Below are 22,753 nucleotides of genomic sequence, written 5' to 3' on the forward strand. Positions count from 1 at the left end.
GTCAATAGTTGCAAATAAATAGAGTGGGATTATAACTATGATTAATTAAAGAAACAATAATAATGCTATTTAAGTTTATTAAAAATAATAATACAGATAAATTACAACAGGAGTACACCCGCTAACAATCAAATAAAAGGAAATCATTTTGATCGCAATAAAAACCAATGCAAATATAAAATTCACCCCACCAACAGATCCATTGAGTATATATCGAGATAAAAAAACCATTTATTTAGATAACCTATCTCTCGATAACGTATTCTTTCACTACTCAAATTCAGAACTGATAGTAACAATATTAGATAGTGATAAAAACGTTTTATCCGAAAAACATTACGAAGTCGTTAAAAACAAAAATTTAATTTTTAACTGTTTAATATTGCGTGAAAAAAATGGTGTTAAAAATGAGTTATTCTTGACGTTAAAAGAACCTTACAAAGAGAAAAATGTTTACGACGGTCCCAACAAATATCTCTTCCTAACGAGAAAAGATTTACCCTATATCTCTGCACAAAATATAATCTCTAATACTATTCCTTTAAAAGAAGTCATCCTAAATGATAATGAGATATTATTAGGAGAGAAATATATTAGAAATGGTGTCACCGGAGGGAAAGGCAACAACACTATTATTGGCGGTGATAAAAATGACAATTTAGCAGGGGGTGATGGTAACGACATTATCTTTGGTCATGATTCTTTTGATTCCTTGTTTGGCCAAAATGGTAATGATGTTTTAGTCGGTGGTGCAGGTGATGATGGATTAGCAGGAGGGGATGGTGATGATTATCTAGATGGAGGTGATGGTGACGATGAATTACAGGGAGATGCTGACGGTTTGGGCCTTTATGCAGCAGAATATCAAGGATGTGGTAATGATAATATATATGGTGGAAAAGGTAACGACCTTATTATAGGTGGAAGAAATAACGATTATTTAGCAGGTGGCGAGGGTGATGACTTGTACGGATTCTCTCCGTCGGATGGGATTAATTTAATTAATGAGCATAGTGGTGAAGAAAATACTATTAGTATTCTTGACCGTTTTTTCCATCAATTAAATTTCGAACGCTATGGTAATCACTTGGTTATCTCAGGCAGCGAAGAGAAAAGTGATAACTTAATTATTATCATCAAAGATCAATACTCTAAAAATGGTTATAAAGTTAAAAATTTACAAACAAAATCTTATCTCAAGCATGGCAGTGAAAATGATAAGAAACGCCAAAAAAAACTGCTCGATATTATGGTAAAACAATACGCTAATACCCCTGAAAAAGCACTTTCTCAACTGGCGACTAAAAATGATTTAGGTGATTTTTATCGGACTGATTTATCAATAGGTTTTTCTAACCAAATGCCTGATCTTGAGAAATTGAAAGGAACAAAACTTGTAGATGTGCTCAAGGTTAAAAATGACCAACGAGTATCAGCGCATAAAAATCAACATCTCCATTCGTGCGATAATATTCCCGATATATCTCAAATTACATTCGCTATTTCTTATTTTTCACCAAAAGATATTTCGCAAGAAAATAGTATATATCTCAAACACGATAATAATACTCAAGATTACTTTTCTAATAAAATTGCGGCTATAAATCATTAATCACAATAAGATTGTTTGCACAGTGACGATTTCAACTGATGCCGAAGAAATAGCGCCATACCGGCGCTATTTCTTACTGGCAATAACTACTTACCCGCGAGTACATCACTGACAATATCGACCGCTTCTTGCTCTATCTTTTCGCGATGTTCCGCACCAAGGAAGCTCTCACAGTAAATTTTATAAGCCTCTTCAGTGCCTGATGGACGGGCAGCAAACCAACCGTTATCAGTCATCACTTTCAACCCACCAATTGACGCGCCGTTGCCCGGTGCCGTAGTCAAGCGAGCAGTAATAGGATCACCTGCCAGTGTGTTGGCTTTGACCATTTCAGGTGACAACTTCGACAAAGCATTTTTCTGTGCCTGCGTTGCTGGAGCCTGAATACGGTTATAGTTCGGCGCACCAAAACGCTTCGCTAAATCATCATAATGATGTTGTGGGTTTTTGCCGGTTACTGCCGTGATTTCAGCCGCTAACAAGCACATGATAATGCCATCTTTATCTGTCGACCAAGGCTTACCATTAAAGCGCAGGAAAGATGCCCCGGCACTCTCTTCACCACCAAAACCAAAACTGCCGTCGTGTAACCCATCGACAAACCATTTGAATCCGACGGGAACTTCCACCAGCTTACGGCCTAAATCCGCAACCACTCTATCAATCATCGCACTGGATACCAGTGTCTTACCGACAGCCACATCAGCACCCCATTGTGGACGATGTTGGAACAGATAATTGATTGATACTGCTAAATAATGATTGGGATTCATTAACCCGATAGGAGTGACAATGCCGTGGCGGTCATAGTCGGGATCATTGGCAAAGGCTAAATCAAATTTATCGCGCAGAGCTAACAAGCCTGCCATTGCTGATTCTGATGAGCAGTCCATGCGGATCACGCCATCATGATCCAGATGCATAAAGCGGAAAGTCTGATCGATAGAATCATTGACCAGTGTCAGATCCAACTTATAGTGTTCACCAATACGTTGCCAATAGGCAATACCAGAACCGCCGAGGGGATCAACACCCAACTTCAGACCCGCTTTTTGAATGGCGGGAATATCCACCACATCAACTAAACCTTCGACATAGGGCTGAATCAAATCCTGCTCACGCAGATGATTGCCTTTCCAAGCTTTATCCAATGTCTGACGTTTAACACCGCTTAATTTCAGGCGGAGTAATTCATTTGCACGTTTTTCAATGACTGACGTCAGGTTGGTATCCGCTGGGCCACCATTTGGCGGATTGTATTTAATACCACCATCTTCGGGTGGATTGTGTGATGGTGTAATGACAATACCATCAGCCACGTTTTTGCCCTGCGCGTTATAGCAAAGAATGGCATGTGAAATAGCCGGCGTCGGGGTGAAACCATTGTCTTGTTGAACAACAACATCCACACCATTCGCCGTCAGCACTTCCAATACCGAAATAAAGGCGGGCTCAGACAGTGCATGAGTATCTTTACCCACATAGCACGGGCCGGTAATACCGTTCTCGTGACGAACTTCCGCGATTGCCTGAGCAATAGCCAAAATATGGGCTTCATTAAAACTGTGACGTGCCGCGCTGCCGCGGTGACCTGAAGTGCCAAACTTAACCGCATGGGCTGGGTTTTCAGCCTCAGGTTGCAATACATAATATTGCGATGTGAGCTGAGCAACATTAATCAAATCGCTTTGCTGAGCAGCTTGCCCAGCACGAGGGTGATTAGCCAAAGTCACGACTCCCTATATGCTTGCACTTTTACCCTTGATGGTGCAAAAAACCATCAAAGATAAAAGAGGATAGTTAAATGAAATCAGATAGTTCCGCACACTTTCTCAGCCAAATCCGGCGGGAACTGCATTGTCAGCATAATATGTTGCACCATGCTGCGTTTACGCTCGGTATTGGTATTGGTGATAACCCAGTATGGCGTACCAGGAACGTGTTTGGGCTTAGTATGCGTCCCGTTTTGTAACAAGGTCTGTTGGTCACCGGCAAAATATACCCGAGTACGGCCATGTAATGATTCAGTTGCCTCAGCAAATGCCTGTGCATCCAAGGTATATAATGTTGACAGCACTAACATAAAGCGGTTAACCGCCCTATTTTGCTCCGCATATTCATCAGACAGTAATAATTCGCGAACAGCACGGACCTTATCTCGCGGTGCTGGCGCGGTGACTGTTTTCGCAGCCTCATTATTGGTAGGTAAATTCGGTACCGGCTGACCAGCCGTAAACTTCAGCATGCGCCGTAAAATATCGGACGCGCTCTCACCAATGTGTTGCGTATGGCTGGCAATATAGCGATAAAGTTCTTCGTCGAGTTCAATAGTTTTCATCTTTATCCAGTACGGTTTTCTACTTTCTTATGCATATCTTAGGATTATAAAGTCAAAGCGCGCTGACGAGTACCTTTATCATGGCCTTATTAGGATAAATCCCCCATTGCAGCAGTAATGACGCAATAATCTACATATACCTGACAAGGCAAATAATGATGGAGCAGCACACCGTTGCTCAGTCATGATACCCTAACCAGAATATCTCTCAGTATGAACTTCGCCATGAAATTAAACTTCCGCATACAAAACGCACTTTCTCCCACCCCATCTCTACCCATTATTCTGATTCATGGGTTATTTGGTAATCTTGATAATCTTGGTGTATTAGCGCGTGATTTGCATCAAGACCATAACGTTATTCAAGTGGATTTGCGCGACCACGGTTTATCCCCACGTTCGCCACAGGTAAGTTACCCGGATATGGCGCAAGATGTACTGGAATTAATGGATCAGCTCGCCATAGAAAAAGCGATCATTATCGGTCATTCGATGGGCGGAAAAGTGGCGATGGCGATGACAGCCATAGCACCAAACCGCATTGAAAAGCTGGTCGCCATTGATATCGCGCCAGTGAATTATCAAGTACGCCGCCATGATCAAATTTTTGCTGCAATTAATGCTGTCAGTGTCGCGGGCATCACCCAGCGTCAGCAGGCCGCCCAATTAATGCGCGAGTTAATAAGGGATGAAGGAGTTATTCAGTTCTTATTAAAATCATTTCACAATGGTGAGTGGCGTTTTGATGTACCAGCATTGTGGAATCAATATGAAAATATTGTTGGCTGGCAACCCATCCCCCCTTGGCCACACCCTATTTTGTTTATTCGTGGTGAATTATCACCCTATATTCAAGACGGCTACCGTGATGAAATAGCACGTCAGTTCCCGCAAGCGCGTGCTCATGTAGTAGCGGGGACCGGTCATTGGGTTCATGCGGAAAAACCAGATTCAGTATTGCGCGCGATTCACCGCTTTATTGATAACGATTAAAGAGGCCGCCACTGGGATTGTTTAAAAAAACATCTTCTGGGGAAAAGAAATGTATTACCTGTGGAAAAATTGTGCAAAAAAGAATGAATTAGCCCAATCTAATCACAGTAAAGCATTGTCGTTGCTCGGTTGGCTGAGGTATTATGGCGCGCTATAAATTTGCTGCGGCGTTTAGTGGCAAATACAAATTCAGGCTGCTGGTCTATAGGTAACTCAATGCTCTCTATCTATGTTCTCAACCTGAAACGTGTAAACCGAATCATCAAGCTTTTTGATGTCAATCCCTTGTAGTACCGCTACCTATGGCAAAAGAACAAACGGATCGCACGACGCTGGATCTGTTCGCAGATGAACGCCGTCCGGGGCGCCCGAAAACAAACCCATTATCCCGTGATGAGCAGCTTAGAATTAATAAGCGAAATCAACTACGGCGCGATAAAGTACGTGGCTTACGACGCGTGGAACTGAAGATTAATGCCGATGCCGTCGATGCTCTCAATAGCCTTGCAGAGCAACGTAACATCAGCCGCAGTGAACTGATTGAACAGATGTTGCTTGCTCAATTAGAGCACTCGCAAGAGGGGTTTTAACCTTTTCGGTGACCACGACGGCGTGGCGTAAGTTATTACGCCACGCCGTTATCCCTTAATATCCTATCGACTTAGAATGTTTCCCAATTGGCGTTGCTGTCTACCTTGCTAACAACAGGTGTAGCAGCGAGTACTTTTACCCGAGATTTCACCGCCGGTTTTGCTTGCTCATCATCTGACCGCAGTTTAAACACCGCGACAGCCCGATTTAATTGTGTCGCTTGCTCCTCAAGTGATGTCGCTGCACGGGACGCTTCTTGCACCAGCGCTGCATTTTGCTGAGTCACGCTGTCCATTTCAGCCACCGCCTGCCCAACCTGACTAATACCTTTACTTTGTTCATCAGAAGCAGAGGCAATCTCGCCCATTAAATCTGTCACATTAGTGATAGAACGAACAATCTCATCCATCGTGACACCGGCACTTTCCACCAAAGTAGAACCGCTGCTGACCCGACCGACGGACTCATTAATTAAACCATCAATCTCCTTCGCAGCCTGAGCACTGCGTTGAGCCAAATTACGAACCTCACTGGCAACCACGGCAAAACCGCGACCTTGCTCGCCTGCACGGGCTGCCTCAACTGCCGCATTCAGTGCCAAAATATTGGTCTGGAAAGCAATGCTGTTAATCACCGTCGTAATGTCAGCTATTTTCCGCGAACTGGCTGAAATCTCGTTCATGGTGTTCACCACATCGGCAACCAGCGCCCCTCCCTTTTTCGCTGTTGCAGAAGCATTAGCCGCCAGTTGGCTGGCATGATGCGCATTATCCGCATTATGTTTCACCGTTGCGGTTAGCTGCTCCATGCTGGCTGCCGTTTCTTCAAGAGCAGCTGCCTGCTGTTCGGTACGAGAAGATAAGTCAGTATTACCGGCAGAAATTTCGGCAGCACCATGATAAATCCCATCAGTACTACTGCGAATCGCTTGTACCGTGTTTACCAGACTGGTTTGTACGTCCCGTAATAGTGGGAACAGTTGTCCAACGCAGTTACGACCAAAATCGACGATAGGTTGCCCAAGTTGCCCTGAAGCAATAACCCGGAAATGTGCGCGAATATCGTCCAATGGACGTACCAAATTGGCAACCAGATAACGATCGGTTACCAGCAAAATCACCAGACCCGCAACTAAAGCAGAGATCAATGTAATGCTGCTCACTTTGGTTAACTGAGAGAATTGATCTTTGGCCACACCAATGGCTTTCGAAGCAGCCTGATTAAAGGCTTCAGCCACGGAGCCATACTGGCGACTCAATGCGGGTACTGTTTTTTTCGCTAAATCTTGATAGGTGGCACTATTGTTATCCATTGCCGCCTGATAAAGCGGCATTACACCCTGTTCAATTAATCCACTCCACCCATCAATCACTCCAGTAACTAAAGCAGGATCAATCTGTGCATGATCGATAGCCTTAAACTCTGCGAGTTTTTTCTTCAGATTCTCCAGCGCGACATTGGATGATTTTAGCTCTTTATCTGCGTCTGCAATGTTACCGCTTTGGCGATAATCCACTGCACGGGCGAGACGAGTTACCATTCGGAAGTATTGATCTGTCCCCTGATTGACCAAATTCATGTTTTCAACCAGCACGCTATTGGCGTTAGAGGATTGGGTGAGTTGGTTCAGTGACAGCAACGTATAAGTGGATACGCCGCCCCAAAGCAGACAAAAGGCGCCAAGCACCCAAAGTAATGCAACTCTGATGGTGATATTTTTTAAAAACTGCATGTTCGTTCCCCTTATATATCGGATAGTTACCGATAGAGACTCTGGTGTTATTTGATGACCTAAAAGCAATAAAGGACGTTCCATACAGCTAACGACAACTCCTTTCCCGACAAACTTTCATCTGGCGGTTTTCCCCCTGGCACCGCAAATTGCAACCATTCAGTTACACAAAGGTTATCGGCAATAGCGTTATAAGATTGAGCGGCTCACAAAAATTTAATATCGCATGAACTTGATATGAGCCTGACGGCGTTTTCTGGCATGATGTCGCCCTATGAAATGTGTTATATTGTTGGGCAGCGTGCTCAGTAATTGGCATAACTATTTGAATTTAAAAGGTATTAAGTTATATGGCAACTGTAGGCATTTTCTTTGGCAGCGATACTGGCAATACCGAAAACATTGCCAAGATGATCCAAAAGCAACTGGGCAAAGAGGTTGCTGAGGTTCACGACATTGCCAAAAGTAGTAAAGAAGATTTAGAAGGTTTCGATATCCTGCTGCTTGGTATCCCTACCTGGTACTACGGCGAAGCACAGTGTGACTGGGATGATTTTTTCCCAACACTGGAAGAGATCGATTTCAATGGCAAATTGGTTGCTTTGTTCGGTTGTGGTGATCAGGAAGACTACGCAGAATATTTCTGTGATGCGATGGGGACCGTGCGCGACATCATCGAACCACGCGGTGCCGCAATCGTCGGTCACTGGCCGACTGCGGGTTACCACTTCGAAGCATCTAAAGGTCTGGCTGATGATGATCATTTCATTGGATTAGCTATCGATGAAGACCGCCAGCCAGAATTGACCAATGAACGTGTTGAAGCTTGGGTTAAACAGATCAGTGAAGAGCTGAATCTGGCCGAGATCACTGGCTAAATTTGTCAGATAGGAAACGCTTGGTGGATGATGTACTCCGCTAAGCGTTTCCATAAATTTCAATCCCTTTTGGCGCTCTTTTTTTTGCCCCTCACAGACTCTTAATCTCATTAAGCTCGGCTTATAGTCACAAATTTCACATGGTTTTATTTGTGGTCAGAATGCGCTTTGTTAAGCAGCCCACAGATCAGCATTATCATCTGTGCAAAATGAAAATAAACCGCTACAAATGTGTAACGTTCGGCGTAGCCGCTTTATACTTGAAGCATGCAACAATCCCATTCATCAATACATTGCATGATTAATCTGACAAAGTGTGCAATTATATCTTTGTTAACAACCACGGTTTTCATTTGGGGCTAGCAGTTCTATAATGAGACGCAATTGTAATTATTGCGCCACGGATGTCATAGGCTGAACAGCCTTAATTTGAATCGATAGTAACAGGACTGAATCCGCATGACTGACAACAATAAAGCCTTAAAAAACGCTGGACTTAAAGTAACACTGCCCCGGCTTAAGATTCTGGAAGTGTTGCAGGATCCGGCGTGCCATCACGTCAGCGCGGAAGATCTTTATAAAAAGCTGATCGATATCGGTGAAGAAATTGGTTTAGCCACGGTTTACCGTGTACTCAACCAGTTTGACGATGCCGGTATTGTGACCCGCCACAATTTCGAAGGCGGTAAATCAGTCTTTGAGCTGACGCAGCAGCACCATCATGATCACCTAATTTGCCTTGATTGCGGCAAAGTGATCGAGTTTAGTAATGAATCCATTGAATCGCTTCAACGTGAAATTGCTAAACAGCATGGTATCAAACTGACCAATCACAGTCTGTATTTGTACGGCCACTGTGAGACCGGCGATTGCCGCGAAAATGAGTCTGCGCACGATAAAAGATAAAGTATGTCCATCATCTTTCACACTGCAGGTGTGTTGGCTGCTCTCACTCACCCGAATCACTTACTGATGTAAGCTCATCGGGATTCCATTGATTGCCGCCGTCCTGCAATTTGAAATCTATTGGGCATTATGTTATCGCATTGATTTTATAAAGACTTTAAGCGTTGAAATTTTAAGTACCGAATAATGTTAGGGTTTATTTTTATCCAGAGATTATCTGGTGAACATAAACCCATCAGCAAGATGGCCACCTTTCCCGTTCAATCATCCGAGTTCAGCTCGGCCGGGACTCAGGTGGTCTTTCTTATTGAGACCTCGCCCTCCTTCCCTATCTAATTTTGAACATTTCTGTCTACCTCAAACAATCAAACCGCCCTTACCACCGCCCAAACCGACTGCCCATCACGATATTTCTGGCAAAAAAAGCCCCGGACATGCCGGGGGAAAACCATCAACTCAACTTCACTTAATATTGTTTACCTCAAAAACCAAGCAAACAGGAATAACATCAGACACAGCACTTTGAAAAAACCATCAGATTTTAACCGGTTCCGCACGACTACTGCGTTTACCATCCGGGCTGGTCGAGCGGATAAATACATCACCACTGACTGTAGGTTGTGCTTTGGCATCATACTTCTGCCATTGCTGACCACCATCGGTGGAATACTCAATAATCAAGCCCGGTAAGGAAATATTTGCTTCCAATACACCAGAGACAACTCGTGCGCCGGGTACTGGCAAGCGGTAGGCAATACCGGCTTTATCCAGTTTTGCCAACTCACGCTGGCCCATAATATTGGCAAAACGTTGCCAATCAGTGTGTAACGCTTGGGTATCCACCTGTTGCGTCTCACCACCTTTGTACTCGCGGCCTGCTTTATAATCTTGTTCCCAAGATGCACGGTGCCAAGCGCGCTCCGCCAACGGTAATACGCGAGGAAAAATCATGTACTCCATCTGTTCATCAGTACGCACGGTTTCATTCCACGATTGACCGGAAATTCCGTGTACACCCGGCCAAGGTTTATCACTTTTCGCACTGAAGTAATTACCATCGCGGTCCACAGACGTTTCAGCATTTTGCGGCATGTTATTTGGTGCAAAGCTAAAGACTTTGGCTTCGTCGGTAAAGCGAGTTGCCCAGTAGTAACCGCGTTCATTGGGGTTAACTTCATAGGGCATGTCGAAGTAGACATAATCGGGATTAGAAGCAACCACTTCGTAGCCTTTATTGGCCCAGTCATTGATTGAGTCAGCACCGCCCCAGAAGAGAGTATCCCAGAAGTTAACGCCAACACGTTGAGTGGCGAAGGCTTTCGAATCTTTCGCGTCTTTCAATCCATCTTGCCAAGCCTGCATTTTTTCGATGCCGTGAGCCTTCACTAATTCACTGACTTCAATGGCAAAGTGGCTGGAAAGATGTTCAACATCCTGAACTTTGCCTTGCTTAACCATATCCTGACAAACTTGTGACTTGGCCCAAGGTTTATCTTCAACGCTCTTATCAATAATGCCTTTGCCCGGCTCAATGGTGCCATTTTTATCTTGGAAACCGGCCCCCAGACGAATATTTTTCGCCTCATCACCACCAAAATGCCAAGTGGTCAGCGCCATGCCAGCTTCTTTGTGCATCTGGGCCATTTCGCCAATCACTTTATCAACGAAACGCTTCGATGAATCCAGACATGGGTTCAGATAGCTTTTGCGATCATAGAACTGCACTGAAGTCGTGTTAGAGTCATCTGTCGGGTCAACCAAACGGAATTCGTTGGCCTCTTTCTCTTTGCCCTGCTTCATCAGATTGTTGTAACGCGCTTCCATCGACACCACCGCAGCTCGAGCATGTGCTGGCATGTCAATTTCAGGAATAACATCAATTTGACGAGCTTTCGCGTATTTCAGAATTTCGATGTAATCGTCACGGGTAAAGTGACCAGAACCCAGATTATTGCTCTCCGGGCCTGAACCTAATTGCGGCAGTAAGCAGGTGTTCTCAGTTAAATCGTGGCAACGTTTACTCCCAACATCCGTCAGTTCTGGCAGACCGGGGATCTCAATACGCCAACCTTCATCATCACTCAGGTGGAAGTGGAATTTGTTTAACTTGTAAGCTGCCATCTGATCCAACAGGCGCAGCACCGCATCTTTGGTTTTAAAATTACGCCCAACATCTAGGAAAACACCACGATATTCAAAACGCGGTGCATCTTTCGCATCAAGAGTCGCTATCTTCTTGCTGCCATCCGTCGGGACTAATGAAAGGATCGATTGCAAGCCATAGAAGACGCCTGCGGGATCAAAGCCAATAACTTGCGCGCCTTTCTCACCGATCGTCAGCTCGTAAGCGCCGGAAACCGCTAAATCACCTGCAAAGTGAGTAGGTTGGATCGCTGTTTTAATTGGAAAGCCGGTTGAGTTCTCTGTCAGACCGAGTAACTCGAAACGCTGTTGGGCAACTTGAGCGGCGGGTTTTGACAGTACGCTGAGATCCAGCTTAACCCCTTTACTCAGGTCGGCATCTTGCTGATGAACCGTCACTTGCATTGGCGTTGGGATAATCTGCCCACGCAGATCAGCTGCCGCTAATGTTTTCACCGCCTCATTTTTAGTGAAACGAGACTCTGGCGTCATCAACACATTATTATCGTCTTTGGTCCGCTTCCACTGATCGCCAGTAAACTGTGTCAGATATTCGCTGATATCCTCAGTATCGGTACTTTTCAGTACTTTTGGTTTGGCATCGCCAGAAGTCGCATACCAGCGCGGCATAAAGTCAGTAGCAAACAACTGCCAATATTCACCAATCATCGGGATTTCAACTGACTGGTTAGCTGGGAAACGGGTAAATTTAGCGGTTGGCTCAATTTTATGCAGATCACCCGTCAGATGAGTAATCTTGAATTGGTCGTTATCTACAGCCAGAATCTGACGGATGCTGTGGAAGTAAATGGCCCATTCTTGACCTTTGATCTCATCCCCGGTGTTGGTCAGAGTAATCATTACTTTGTTACATGATGCCCAATCAGCGCCCAACTTGGCACAATCAACACCATTCTCAGCCGCGCGGTTATCCACTATTTTATAGTTAACTTTTAAGGTACTGAGCTGGTCAACAATCTGTTGATTGATGGTGTTCGCGCTGGCGTATCCCATCAAGCCAAAGGTTGCGGTCATTGCCGCTAACGCATTTAATTTGAATTTGTTCATCACTAACCTCATCCGTAATTAATAATTACTGCCAGCATTGTGACTTGAAGTATTGTTGCTGGCAGAATTATTGTTAGTTTCAATTGCTATTGCGTATTGATTTTTACATCCCCGGCAGTATCGCCGGGGATGGCACTCAAAAAATTAGAAAATAGTAAATGGTGCAATAACAATGAACTTAACGTCTTTTTCATCCTGGAATATATTGCCGAAACCACCGCCATAGCTTGGAATATTGGTATGGTTGTCATACAGGGTGTAATGCAGTTTGAATAAGGTGCCCTTCGCCCGGCCTTCTTGCAGTGTATAAAGAATGTCAAAGTTCCATGCAGACTCTTTCAGACGTACATTCTGGTCATAAATTGGGTTGGTACTTGGTTTCGCATCCCAACCATATGCATAGGAAGTTCCGACAGACCAGCCAGCCATATTCCAGTTTTTCAGGTCATACATCACGCCACCGAACAACGCTTTTTCGCCGTTGGCGTTGAAGTCAGAGCGCGAATCCCACCAAACATCCAAGCGGCCATTTGAGGTCGCGTAACCAGGAGTCATACGTTGCAGGAAGTAACCTTGGTTGCCATCAGCCTTGGCCCAAGTCCCCTCTAAACGCCAATCAAATGGGCCGGTGGTGTAGCCCAATGTCAGTGCTTGTAACCAAGCCAGCCCATCATAAACGTCATTAACATCTTTGAAACCGCCGTCAACTTTGTCTTTTGCACCGTAGAACTGGTAGGAAGTACGCAGCTCATTACCCGCAACCGGGAAGGCATAAGATGCCTTAGCAAAGTACTGATCCATATAGTCTTTGGCTTGACCGAAAGCAGCTTCCAATACCAACTTATTTTTAAAGTCGTATTTGGCACCGAATGAATGCAGGTAGCTCACACCGGTTTTACCGTCGGCCTGACGGAAGTTGTACATATTCTGATACCACGGTGCTTTATATTCATCAGTCCACATGTAAGACATGGACAGAGCACCGGCGGTATCGAAATCAAATTTTGCACCACCTTCAGCACCACGATATGTCCCCGGCATGAAGCTCCAATGTGGGGCTAACAAAGTCTGTCCGGTGGGTTGGATATAACCACCTCGAGCCCAGAAATCACCCAATTTGAATTTGGCTGCCGCTTTGTAAACACTGACGCCACTCTTATCGCCAGTCCATTTTTCATCCCAACGGGTTTTAGCATCACTGAAGCCAATTTCATTTGGCGCTGCCGGGCCACTGTTGGTCATCTCAACTGCGCCAAAAGCCGCTAAGTCGATACCGAACATATCTGCGGCATAGCCGGAGGAGAAATCCAGATTGGCGTTAAAGGTGGAGTGATGCAGGTTAGCGACATACTTACCGTATTCAGCACTACCTGGAGTTAAGTCTTTACGGTCACGTTGACGCTGCCAATAGTAAATACCGCCGGTCAGTGACGAATCATCAATAAAACCTTCAGCTTTGGCCTCTGGAGCTACCATAAAGCCAGTTCCTAACAGTGCGCCCGCGACTGCGAGCGCTAACGTTTTACGTTTAGCACCGTGCATAACCATATAAAAAAATTCCTCTTTGACATCACATTTAAAGTGCATTGCCTGTGTTCACCACTGCCCGCAAGCTTTGCCTCAAAAAAACCCTAAGTGGGTAAAATTTTGCTGGGGAGGAAAGCCCCCACCAGCAATTGCTCTTTCGGAAAACAAACTCTTTGAAGATTGCTGCTGGAGTACAGACTATTTTTCGCGACGCGAATTATCAATCAAAAAAGAAGCTAATTATTCAAAGTATGACAACGAGCACATAACTATGAAAAAATATTACAGAGGTCACAAAAGCTTTAAAAACAATGCATAAGGGCAACTCATCAAGTGAAAATAGTCTCTCATTGACATCTTGAATGGTTTCAGCAAACTGAATAAAACATGTCTTTTTGTGGAAAAAATAGCGATATTTATTCAGTTAATTCGTAAAGCGAATATTTAAGAAAGACTTACAGGCAGGTGCTCTCAAGAGAGAACGGAAAACAATCTTTCGAGATTGACCAAGGGGTAAAGCGAAACGAGAGGATAAAAAGAGGGGTAACCATCGGTGTTTAGTAAAAGAAACTATTTCATCAATTCCATAAAAAAGGCGCGGCCTTAGCCACGCCTTTTCTGGAAGCTAAAAATTAATTAGCTGCTTTGAGCGCCCAAGTATCACGCAGGCCTACAGTGCGGTTAAACACCAAAGCCTCTGGACGTGAATAACGGCTATCAGCACAGAAATAGCCTTCACGTTCAAACTGATAGGTTTTTTCTGGCACGGCATCAGCCAAGCTTGGTTCAACAAAGCCATGGCGGATAACCAATGACTCAGGGTTGATGGTCGATAGGAAGTCATCCGCTGCTGCTGGGTTTGGTACGCTAAACAAACGGTCATACAAACGAATTTCCGCAGGCAATGCGTGATTAACAGAAACCCAATGGATAACGCCTTTAACTTTACGTCCATCGGCGGGATCTTTATTCAAGGTTTCTGGGTCATAGCTGCAATAAAGCGTAGTGACATTGCCTTCTGCATCTTTCTCAACACGCTCAGCTTTGAGAACATATGCATTACGCAGGCGCACTTCTTTGCCCAGCACTAAACGCTTGTATTGCTTATTAGCTTCTTCGCGGAAGTCAGCACGATCGATATAAATTTCACTATCGAATGGGACTTGACGGGTACCCATGTCCGGATTATTTGGGTGATTTGGCATGGTCAGCCACTCTTCCCCAGCCGCACGGTTTTCGATAACCACTTTGATTGGGTCGAGAACGGCCATAGCGCGTGGTGCATTTTCGTTCAGATCATCACGAATACAAGATTCCAGTGACATCATCTCAACGTTGTTATCTTGTTTGGTTACACCAATACGACGACAGAATTCACGAATGGAAGCCGCAGTATAACCACGACGGCGTAAGCCTGAAATGGTTGGCATACGCGGGTCATCCCAGCCTTCCACAACCTTCTCGGTCACCAATTGGTTCAGCTTGCGCTTAGACATGATGGTGTATTCAAGATTCAGGCGTGAAAACTCATACTGACGTGGGTGACATTCAATAGAGATATTATCCAGCACCCAATCATACAAGCGACGGTTATCCTGAAACTCCAGAGTACAAAGCGAGTGGGTGATCCCTTCGATCGCATCGGAAATGCAGTGGGTAAAGTCATACATCGGGTAGATGCACCACTTGTTACCAGACTGATGATGCTCGGCAAATTTAATGCGATACAACACCGGGTCACGCATGACGATAAACGGCGACGCCATGTCGATTTTGGCACGCAGACACGCAGTGCCTTCAGCAAAACCACCCGCACGCATTTTTTCAAACAGCGCCAGATTCTCTTCCACACTGCGATCACGGTATGGACTGTTTTTACCCGGTGACGTCAATGTGCCACGGTATTCGCGCATCTGTTCAGCGCTTAACTCATCCACATAGGCCAAGCCCTTGTTAATAAGCTCTACCGCGTACTGGTACAGTTGATCAAAATAGTCTGAGGAGTAACGTATATCACCGCTCCAGGTGAAGCCCAGCCACTCTACGTCGTGTTTAATTGACTCGACAAACTCCACGTCTTCTTTCACGGGGTTAGTGTCGTCAAAACGCAGGTTACATTGACCTTGATAGTCTTGTGCAATACCAAAGTTCAGGCAAATAGACTTCGCGTGGCCGATATGCAGATAACCATTCGGCTCTGGCGGGAAGCGGGTATGAACCGACGTGTGTTTGCCGCTGGCTAAGTCTTCGTCAATAATCTGACGGATAAAATTACTTGGGCGGGCTTCTGCCTCACTCATTGTTCTATTCCTCAATGCAAACGCAACAAATATAACCGCATATAATCCAACAAGCCCGGCCCGGAAACAACCGTTTGTTACAGTAAATAAAACAAAAAAACGGGAAGAGATCGCTCTCTTCCCGTTATATCGATTAAAACTCAGACCGGTTGTTCAGGACATCAGTGCCTTACTTCCCGTGAATTTTAAACAGATTACTTGCCACGCACCTCGAACAGAGGGCTTTGACCAGCAACCACAGTGCCCCCCGCCAAGACGTCGATGCCGGCATAATCATCGATATTACTGACAACAACCGGGCTAATCATGGAGCGCGCATTAGCGTTCAGATAAGCCAGATCCAGTTCCAGAACAGGCTGACCAGCAACCACCGTCGTCCCCTCTTCAACCAGACGAGCGAAGCCCTGACCGTTCAGTTTCACCGTATCAATCCCGATATGAACCACAACTTCTGCGCCGGTTTCAGTTTCCAGACAGAAAGCATGATTAGTATTGAAGATTTTTACGATAGTGCCGTTTGCCGGAGAAACCACCATTTTATCCGTCGGACGGATAGCAACACCCTCACCCACCGCTTTGCTGGCGAATGCTTCATCAGGAACTTGATCCAAAGCCACAACATCACCGGTAATGGGAGAAACTAAGACCAGAGAGGCTGTTTTTGCTGTGTTAATCACCGCCTGAGGTTTGGCCGCAGGTGCAGCCGTGCTTGCTGCCGGAACCGGGCCGCCTGCCAATACATTGCGCATCGCCGAAGCAATCAGTTCTGCACGGGTACCGACAATAATTTGCACACTTTGTTTGTTCAGTCGAATAACACCAGAAGCGCCTAAGCGTTTGGCAACACTGTCATTAACCTGTGCAGAATCTTTCACATTCAAACGCAGACGAGTGATACAAGCATCAATACCCGTCAGGTTATCTGAACCACCGATAGCACCGATGTAGCGACGCGCTAACCCATTAATTTCACTTTCGTTAACTTCTGGATTCTTATCAACGTTGACGTCATAACCATCTTCTTCACTGCCTTCAACAGCCAATTCACGGCCCGGTGTCAGCAAGTTGAATTTTTGGATAGTGAAACGGAAGACCACGTAGTAAATGGCGAAGAACACCAGACCTTGTGGAATCAGCATGTACCAATGTGTAGCCAACGGGTTGCGAGAAGACAGCACCATATCCACCAAACCAGCACTGAAACCAAAGCCCGCAATCCAATGCATACTGGCTGCAATGAACACAGAGATACCGGTCAGCACGGCGTGGATGAAATACAGCACCGGTGCAACGAACATGAAGGAGAACTCAAGTGGTTCAGTGATACCGGTGAAGAAGGCTGCAAATGCACCCGCCAACATGATACCTGCCACTTTTGCTTTATTTTCCGGGCGTGCACAGTGATAAATCGCCAGCGCGGCACCAGGTAAACCGAACATCATAATCGGGAAGAAACCTGCCTGATAACGGCCAGTAATACCGACGATCGCTTTACCGCTATCGATAGACTGTTGGCCACCCAAGAAGTTAGGGATATCGTTGATGCCAGCAACGTCAAACCAGAACACCGAGTTCAAGGCGTGATGCAGGCCAACAGGAATCAGCAAACGGTTGAAGAAAGCATAGATGCCAGCGCCAACAGAACCCATATCTTTAATGTATTCGCCGAAGGTCACTAATGCGTTGTAAATCAGTGGCCAAACGTACATCAGGATGAAAGCCACGACGATCATCAGGAAAGACGTCAGAATCGGAACCAGACGACGACCACTGAAGAAAGAAAGTGCTTTTGGCAGTTCAACACCGCTGAAGCGGTTGTACAACTCAGCTGAGATGATACCGACCAAGATACCCACGAACTGGTTGTTGATTTTGCCGAAGGCCGCTGGAACTTGATCAACCGGAATCTTTTGAATCATCGAGACCGCGGCTGGAGAACACAACGTGGTTAACACCAAGAAGCCCACAAAGCCGGTCAGTGCAGCAGCACCGTCTTTGTCTTTTGACATACCGTAAGCCACACCAATGGCGAACAGCACGGACATGTTATCGATGATGGCAGCACCGGATTTGATAAATAATGCCGCTAGTGCATTATCACCCCCCCAGCTTACTGGGTCTATCCAGTAACCCACCCCCATCAGTATTGCGGCAGCAGGCAGTGTGGCCACTGGGACCATCAAAGCCCGACCTACTTTTTGCAAGTAACTAAGAATATTCACCTTTCCCCCTATTCGTCCGATATCGGACCCTTTAAGTAGTTTATTTAATTGACTCACTACCTTTTAGAAAAACGCATGGCACACTTTTATTTATTCACGGCACGTATTACTCATTGCGGAGTGTAAAAAAATTATTTCGTAACGCAAATTAAAACCCCCTAATATGTGATAAATGTCACCAAAAACCAGTCAAAAAGCACCAATGCACTAGCCATGACACAAAACTTATTTTATCATTCGAAAAATGAACAAAGCATTGTACCAGCGCATCAGTCAAAATCTGGGTTACGCTTAGATGAATGATTCGAACCGCGTAGAGTATAGCCACTATTCGCAATCCAAGAGGTGCAAGATGAGACTTATCCCACTGAAAAACACCACAGAAGTTGGCAAATGGGCAGCACGTCATATCGTTAATCGTATCAACGCCTTTAAACCAACAGCTGACCGCCCATTCGTATTGGGGCTGCCGACTGGCGGCACACCAATGGAAGCGTATAAGCACTTAGTTGCTATGCATAAAGCGGGTGACGTTAGCTTCAAGCATGTTGTTACCTTCAACATGGATGAATATGTCGGCTTGCCGCAGGAACACCCAGAAAGTTACTACACGTTCATGCACACCAATTTCTTCGATCATGTTGATATTCCTGCTGAAAATATCAATCTACTGAATGGCAATGCACCTGACATCGATGCAGAATGCCGTCGCTACGAAGAGAAAATTAAGTCTTACGGCAAGATTCACCTGTTCATGGGTGGCGTGGGCGTTGATGGTCATATCGCATTTAATGAACCAGCGTCTTCTTTAGCTTCTCGTACGCGCATCAAAACGCTGACACAAGAAACCCGTATGGCTAACTCTCGCTTCTTTGGTGGTGATGCAAACCTCGTGCCGAAATATGCACTTACAGTCGGTGTGGGGACATTGCTGGACGCAGAAGAAGTGATGATTCTGGTTACCGGTCATGGCAAAGCACAAGCCTTGCAAGCCGCTGTCGAAGGTAGCATTAACCACATGTGGACCATCAGTTGCCTGCAACTGCATGCCAAAGCCATCATGGTGTGTGATGAACCTTCCACTATGGAATTGAAGGTCAAAACGGTAAAATATTTCCGCGAATTAGAAGCTGAAAACGTCAAAAATCTTTAATAGTTATCAGGGGGCTAAGATGTACGCTTTAACTCACGGCCGTATTTATACCAGCCACGAAGTACTGGATAATCATGCCGTTATCGTGGCTAATGGATTGATCGAACGTATCTGTCCTGTCGATGAACTTCCGGCTGGTATTGAGATACGCGATTTGGGTGGTGCCATTCTGGCCCCCGGTTTTATTGATGTTCAGCTTAATGGCTGCGGCGGCGTGCAATTCAATGATTCTCTTGACGCTATCTCAGAAGAGACATTGGACATCATGCAACGCGCCAATGAAAAATCAGGTTGCACCAGTTTCCTGCCGACACTGATTACATGCAGTGATGAGTTTATGAAGCACGGCGTTAACGTCATGCGTTCATATCTGCAAAAGAAAGAAAATCAACATAAAGCCTTGGGTTTACATCTGGAAGGGCCTTATATCAGCCCACTGAAGAAAGGGACTCACAACCCGGCATTTATCCGTAAACCAAGCGCAGAAATGATTGACTATCTGTGCGCCAATGCTGATGTGATTACCAAACTGACGCTGGCACCAGAAATTGTTGATGCAAAATATATTCGTCAGCTGACGGAGGCAGGTATTCTGGTCTCTGCCGGTCATTCGAATGCAACGTATCAGCAAGCTCGTAAAGGGTTTACTGCCGGCATCCGTTTTTCAACGCATCTTTATAATGCCATGCCATATATTTCCGGTCGTGAACCCGGTTTGATTGGGGCTATTTTTGATACACCAGAAGTCTACACGGGTGTTATTGCTGATGGTCTACATGTCGATTGGGCGAATATTCGTAATGCTAAACGACTGAAAGGTGAAAAGTTAGTACTTGTTACCGATGCCACCGCGCCGGCAGGGGCAGAAATTGATCAATTTATTTTTGCTGGTAAAACAATATACTATCGCGATGGTTTATGTGTAGATGAGAACGGCACCTTAAGCGGTTCAGCACTGACGATGATAGAAGCAGTACAAAACAGTGTTGAACATGTCGGCATCGCGCTGGATGAATCATTGCGTATGGCAACACTTTATGCGGCACGCGCCATTGGCGTGGATAAGCAGTTAGGGAGTATTGAAGTCGGCAAAGTCGCCAACCTAACCGCATTTACCCGCGATTATAAAATCACTAAAACCATCGTTAACGGTGACGAGGTTTTAAAATAAGCGAGTAATTTTATTGATGAGCACTGGCGGACTGTCACAAATTGGTAATGTAGATCTTGTGAAACAACTCAATGGTGCCGTGGTTTATCGGCTGATTGATCAGCAAGGCCCGATTTCGCGCATTCAAATTGCCGACCTCAGCCAGCTAGCCCCCGCCAGTGTCACCAAAATTACCCGTCAACTGTTAGAGCGCGGGCTGATCAAAGAAGTCGATCAGCAAGCCTCTACCGGTGGCCGCCGCGCCATTTCCATCGTCACAGAAAATCGCCAATTTCATACCATCGCTGTCCGTCTGGGCCGCCATGACGCCACCATCACACTGTTTGACATGAGTGGGAAATCGCTCGGTGAAGAGCATTATGCACTACCGGAACGCACCCAAGAGACGCTGGAATACGCTCTCTTTAATGTTATCAGTCAGTTTATCGAAGCCTATCAGCGCAAATTACGTGAGCTGATTGCCATCGCCGTTATTCTTCCGGGCTTGGTTGAACCGAGTAAAGGCATCGTGCGCTATATGCCACATATCAGTGTAAGCAACTGGCCACTGGTCGAAAACCTACAAAACCGCTTCAATGTCACCAGTTTTGTCGGCCACGATATTCGCAGCCTAGCGCTGGCCGAGCACTATTTTGGTGCAACCCGCGACTGTGAAGACTCCATCTTGGTTCGTCTGCATCGCGGTACGGGTGCCGGTATCATCGTTAACAGTCAGATATTCTTAGGCAGTAATGGTAACGTCGGAGAAATCGGCCATATCCAGATTGACCCACTGGGCGAGCGCTGCTATTGCGGCAATTTTGGTTGTCTGGAGACCGTTGCATCTAATGCGGCCATTGAAAACCGCGTACGCCATCTGCTTGCTCAGGGCTATCCCAGCAAATTGACATTGGATGATTGCCACATTAGCGCCATCTGCAAAGCAGCTAACAAAGGTGACTTACTGGCGAGCGAAGTGATTGAGCATGTTGGCCGCTACTTGGGTAAAGCCATTTCTATTGCCATCAACTTATTTAACCCACAAAAAGTGGTGATCGCCGGTGAAATCATCGAAGCAGACAAAATCCTGCTTCCTGCCATCCAAGGGTGTATCAATACACAAGTGTTGAAAAACTTCCGCCAAAATCTGCCCGTCGTCACCTCGCAGCTTGACCACCAATCTGCCATTGGCGCTTTTGCTCTGGCTAAACGCGCCATGCTCAATGGTGTTTTGCTGCAACGGCTGCTGGAAAATCAGAATCCATAGATTTGAAGATGACGGGTATAACCTGCTGATAAGGAAGTTGCATGGTCGATCCCGTGATCGGCCATGTTATAGTGACTCATTGCTGCGGCCGAAAGAGTAATATAAACAATGACAATTAAAAGCGTTATATGTGATATCGACGGCGTATTGTTGCATGACAATAAAGCCATTCCGGGTGCCGATACTTTTCTGGCCCGAATTCAAGAAGCGGGCATGCCGCTGGTCATCTTGACCAACTACCCGTCACAAACCGCTCAGGACTTGGCTAACCGCTTCAGTTCTGCCGGGTTGGAAGTCCCAGAGAGTGCGTTTTATACCTCAGCGATGGCAACTGCCGACTTCCTACGCCGTCAGGAAGGTAAAAAAGCCTATGTGGTTGGTGAAGGTGCGCTGGTTCATGAGTTGTATAAAGCCGGTTTTACCATCACTGATATCAATCCCGATTTTGTTATCGTGGGTGAAACCCGCTCTTATAATTGGGATATGATGCATAAAGCTGCCTATTTTGTTGCCAATGGCGCGCGATTCATTGCAACTAACCCCGATAGCCATGGTCACGGCTTTGCACCTGCTTGTGGTGCATTATGCGCCCCCATCGAGAAGATCTCAGGTCGTAAGCCCTTTTATGTGGGCAAACCTAGCCCGTGGATCATCCGCGCTGCACTGAATAAAATGCAAGCTCACTCGGAAAGTACCGTGATTGTTGGGGATAACCTGAGAACTGATATTTTGGCGGGTTTCCAGGCCGGTCTTGAGACTATCTTAGTGCTGTCTGGTGTGTCGACATTATCTGATATTGAAGCTATGCCATTCCGCCCGAGTCGCGTTTACTCCTCTGTTGCTGAAATCGATATTATCTAAACTCGATTGGCGG

16 protein-coding genes are annotated in these 22,753 nt (G+C 45.7%); 9 read left to right on the forward strand and 7 right to left on the reverse strand.

Features of this window, described 5'->3' with window-relative positions:
• Nucleotides 1–148: 148 nt before the first annotated feature.
• Nucleotides 149–1,612, forward strand: a complete 1,464-nt coding sequence (locus ACIOG0_RS15540; RefSeq protein ID WP_404704875.1) for a calcium-binding protein — start codon at nucleotides 149–151, stop codon at nucleotides 1,610–1,612.
• Nucleotides 1,613–1,698: 86 nt separating this feature from the next.
• Here ACIOG0_RS15540 and pgm read toward each other — a convergent pair whose 3' ends face one another.
• Together pgm and seqA are read right to left on the reverse strand one after the other, a co-directional pair.
• A complete protein-coding gene (gene pgm / locus ACIOG0_RS15545) occupies nucleotides 1,699–3,339 on the reverse strand; it encodes a phosphoglucomutase (alpha-D-glucose-1,6-bisphosphate-dependent) (protein ID WP_128451510.1) in 1,641 nt (546 codons plus the stop codon).
• A gap of 83 nt (nucleotides 3,340–3,422) precedes the next feature.
• Nucleotides 3,423–3,950: a replication initiation negative regulator SeqA gene (gene seqA / locus ACIOG0_RS15550; RefSeq protein WP_050098906.1), complete on the reverse strand. Its 528-nt coding sequence runs from the start codon at nucleotides 3,948–3,950 to the stop codon at nucleotides 3,423–3,425.
• Between the two features lie 225 nt (nucleotides 3,951–4,175).
• Between seqA and ybfF the strand changes: the two genes are divergently transcribed.
• Together ybfF and ybfE are read left to right on the forward strand one after the other, a co-directional pair.
• On the forward strand, nucleotides 4,176–4,943 hold the full coding sequence (gene ybfF / locus ACIOG0_RS15555) for an esterase (RefSeq protein ID WP_050098908.1): 768 nt from the start codon (nucleotides 4,176–4,178) through the stop codon (nucleotides 4,941–4,943).
• Between the two features lie 302 nt (nucleotides 4,944–5,245).
• On the forward strand, nucleotides 5,246–5,533 hold the full coding sequence (gene ybfE / locus ACIOG0_RS15560) for a LexA regulated protein (RefSeq protein ID WP_004715753.1): 288 nt from the start codon (nucleotides 5,246–5,248) through the stop codon (nucleotides 5,531–5,533).
• 71 nt (nucleotides 5,534–5,604) lie between these two features.
• Here ybfE and ACIOG0_RS15565 read toward each other — a convergent pair whose 3' ends face one another.
• Entirely contained in the window at nucleotides 5,605–7,266 is a 1,662-nt protein-coding gene (locus ACIOG0_RS15565) for a methyl-accepting chemotaxis protein (RefSeq protein ID WP_050098911.1), read from the reverse strand.
• 350 nt (nucleotides 7,267–7,616) lie between these two features.
• Between ACIOG0_RS15565 and fldA the strand changes: the two genes are divergently transcribed.
• Both fldA and fur read left to right on the forward strand, forming a co-directional pair.
• Complete coding sequence (gene fldA, locus ACIOG0_RS15570) at nucleotides 7,617–8,144, forward strand: flavodoxin FldA (protein ID WP_050098913.1); 528 nt, start codon at nucleotides 7,617–7,619, stop codon at nucleotides 8,142–8,144.
• A 459-nt stretch (nucleotides 8,145–8,603) separates the two neighbouring features.
• Nucleotides 8,604–9,050, forward strand: a complete 447-nt coding sequence (fur, locus tag ACIOG0_RS15575; protein WP_050098914.1) for a ferric iron uptake transcriptional regulator — start codon at nucleotides 8,604–8,606, stop codon at nucleotides 9,048–9,050.
• Between the two features lie 534 nt (nucleotides 9,051–9,584).
• Here fur and ACIOG0_RS15580 read toward each other — a convergent pair.
• From ACIOG0_RS15580 to nagE, 4 genes are all read right to left on the reverse strand, one after another.
• Nucleotides 9,585–12,260, reverse strand: coding sequence for a beta-N-acetylhexosaminidase (locus ACIOG0_RS15580; RefSeq protein ID WP_128451509.1), 2,676 nt, complete (start codon nucleotides 12,258–12,260; stop codon nucleotides 9,585–9,587).
• Nucleotides 12,261–12,404: 144 nt separating this feature from the next.
• Nucleotides 12,405–13,808 carry a chitoporin ChiP gene (locus tag ACIOG0_RS15585; RefSeq protein WP_050099235.1) on the reverse strand — a complete coding sequence of 468 codons (1,404 nt, stop codon included), beginning with the start codon at nucleotides 13,806–13,808 and terminating at the stop codon, nucleotides 12,405–12,407.
• 611 nt (nucleotides 13,809–14,419) lie between these two features.
• Nucleotides 14,420–16,087 (reverse strand): glutamine--tRNA ligase, encoded by a 1,668-nt coding sequence (gene glnS / locus ACIOG0_RS15590; RefSeq protein WP_050098917.1) that lies wholly within the window; start codon nucleotides 16,085–16,087, stop codon nucleotides 14,420–14,422.
• A gap of 194 nt (nucleotides 16,088–16,281) precedes the next feature.
• A complete protein-coding gene (nagE, locus tag ACIOG0_RS15595; protein ID WP_050139829.1) occupies nucleotides 16,282–18,309 on the reverse strand; it encodes an N-acetylglucosamine-specific PTS transporter subunit IIBC in 2,028 nt (675 codons plus the stop codon).
• Nucleotides 18,310–18,661: 352 nt separating this feature from the next.
• Between nagE and nagB the strand changes: the two genes are divergently transcribed.
• The 4 genes from nagB (at nucleotide 18,662) to ACIOG0_RS15615 (ending at nucleotide 22,740) form a co-directional block, all read left to right on the forward strand.
• Nucleotides 18,662–19,462 (forward strand): glucosamine-6-phosphate deaminase, encoded by an 801-nt coding sequence (nagB, locus tag ACIOG0_RS15600; protein WP_050098921.1) that lies wholly within the window; start codon nucleotides 18,662–18,664, stop codon nucleotides 19,460–19,462.
• Between the two features lie 19 nt (nucleotides 19,463–19,481).
• Complete coding sequence (nagA, locus tag ACIOG0_RS15605; protein WP_050098922.1) at nucleotides 19,482–20,633, forward strand: N-acetylglucosamine-6-phosphate deacetylase; 1,152 nt, start codon at nucleotides 19,482–19,484, stop codon at nucleotides 20,631–20,633.
• A 16-nt stretch (nucleotides 20,634–20,649) separates the two neighbouring features.
• Entirely contained in the window at nucleotides 20,650–21,879 is a 1,230-nt protein-coding gene (locus ACIOG0_RS15610) for an N-acetylglucosamine repressor (RefSeq protein WP_050098924.1), read from the forward strand.
• Between the two features lie 108 nt (nucleotides 21,880–21,987).
• On the forward strand, nucleotides 21,988–22,740 hold the full coding sequence (locus ACIOG0_RS15615) for an HAD-IIA family hydrolase (RefSeq protein WP_050098925.1): 753 nt from the start codon (nucleotides 21,988–21,990) through the stop codon (nucleotides 22,738–22,740).
• The last annotated feature ends 13 nt before the right edge of the window (nucleotides 22,741–22,753 follow it).

It is taken from the genome of Yersinia vastinensis (assembly GCF_044905075.1).
In the GTDB taxonomy this organism is placed as follows: Bacteria; Pseudomonadota; Gammaproteobacteria; order Enterobacterales; family Enterobacteriaceae; genus Yersinia; species Yersinia vastinensis.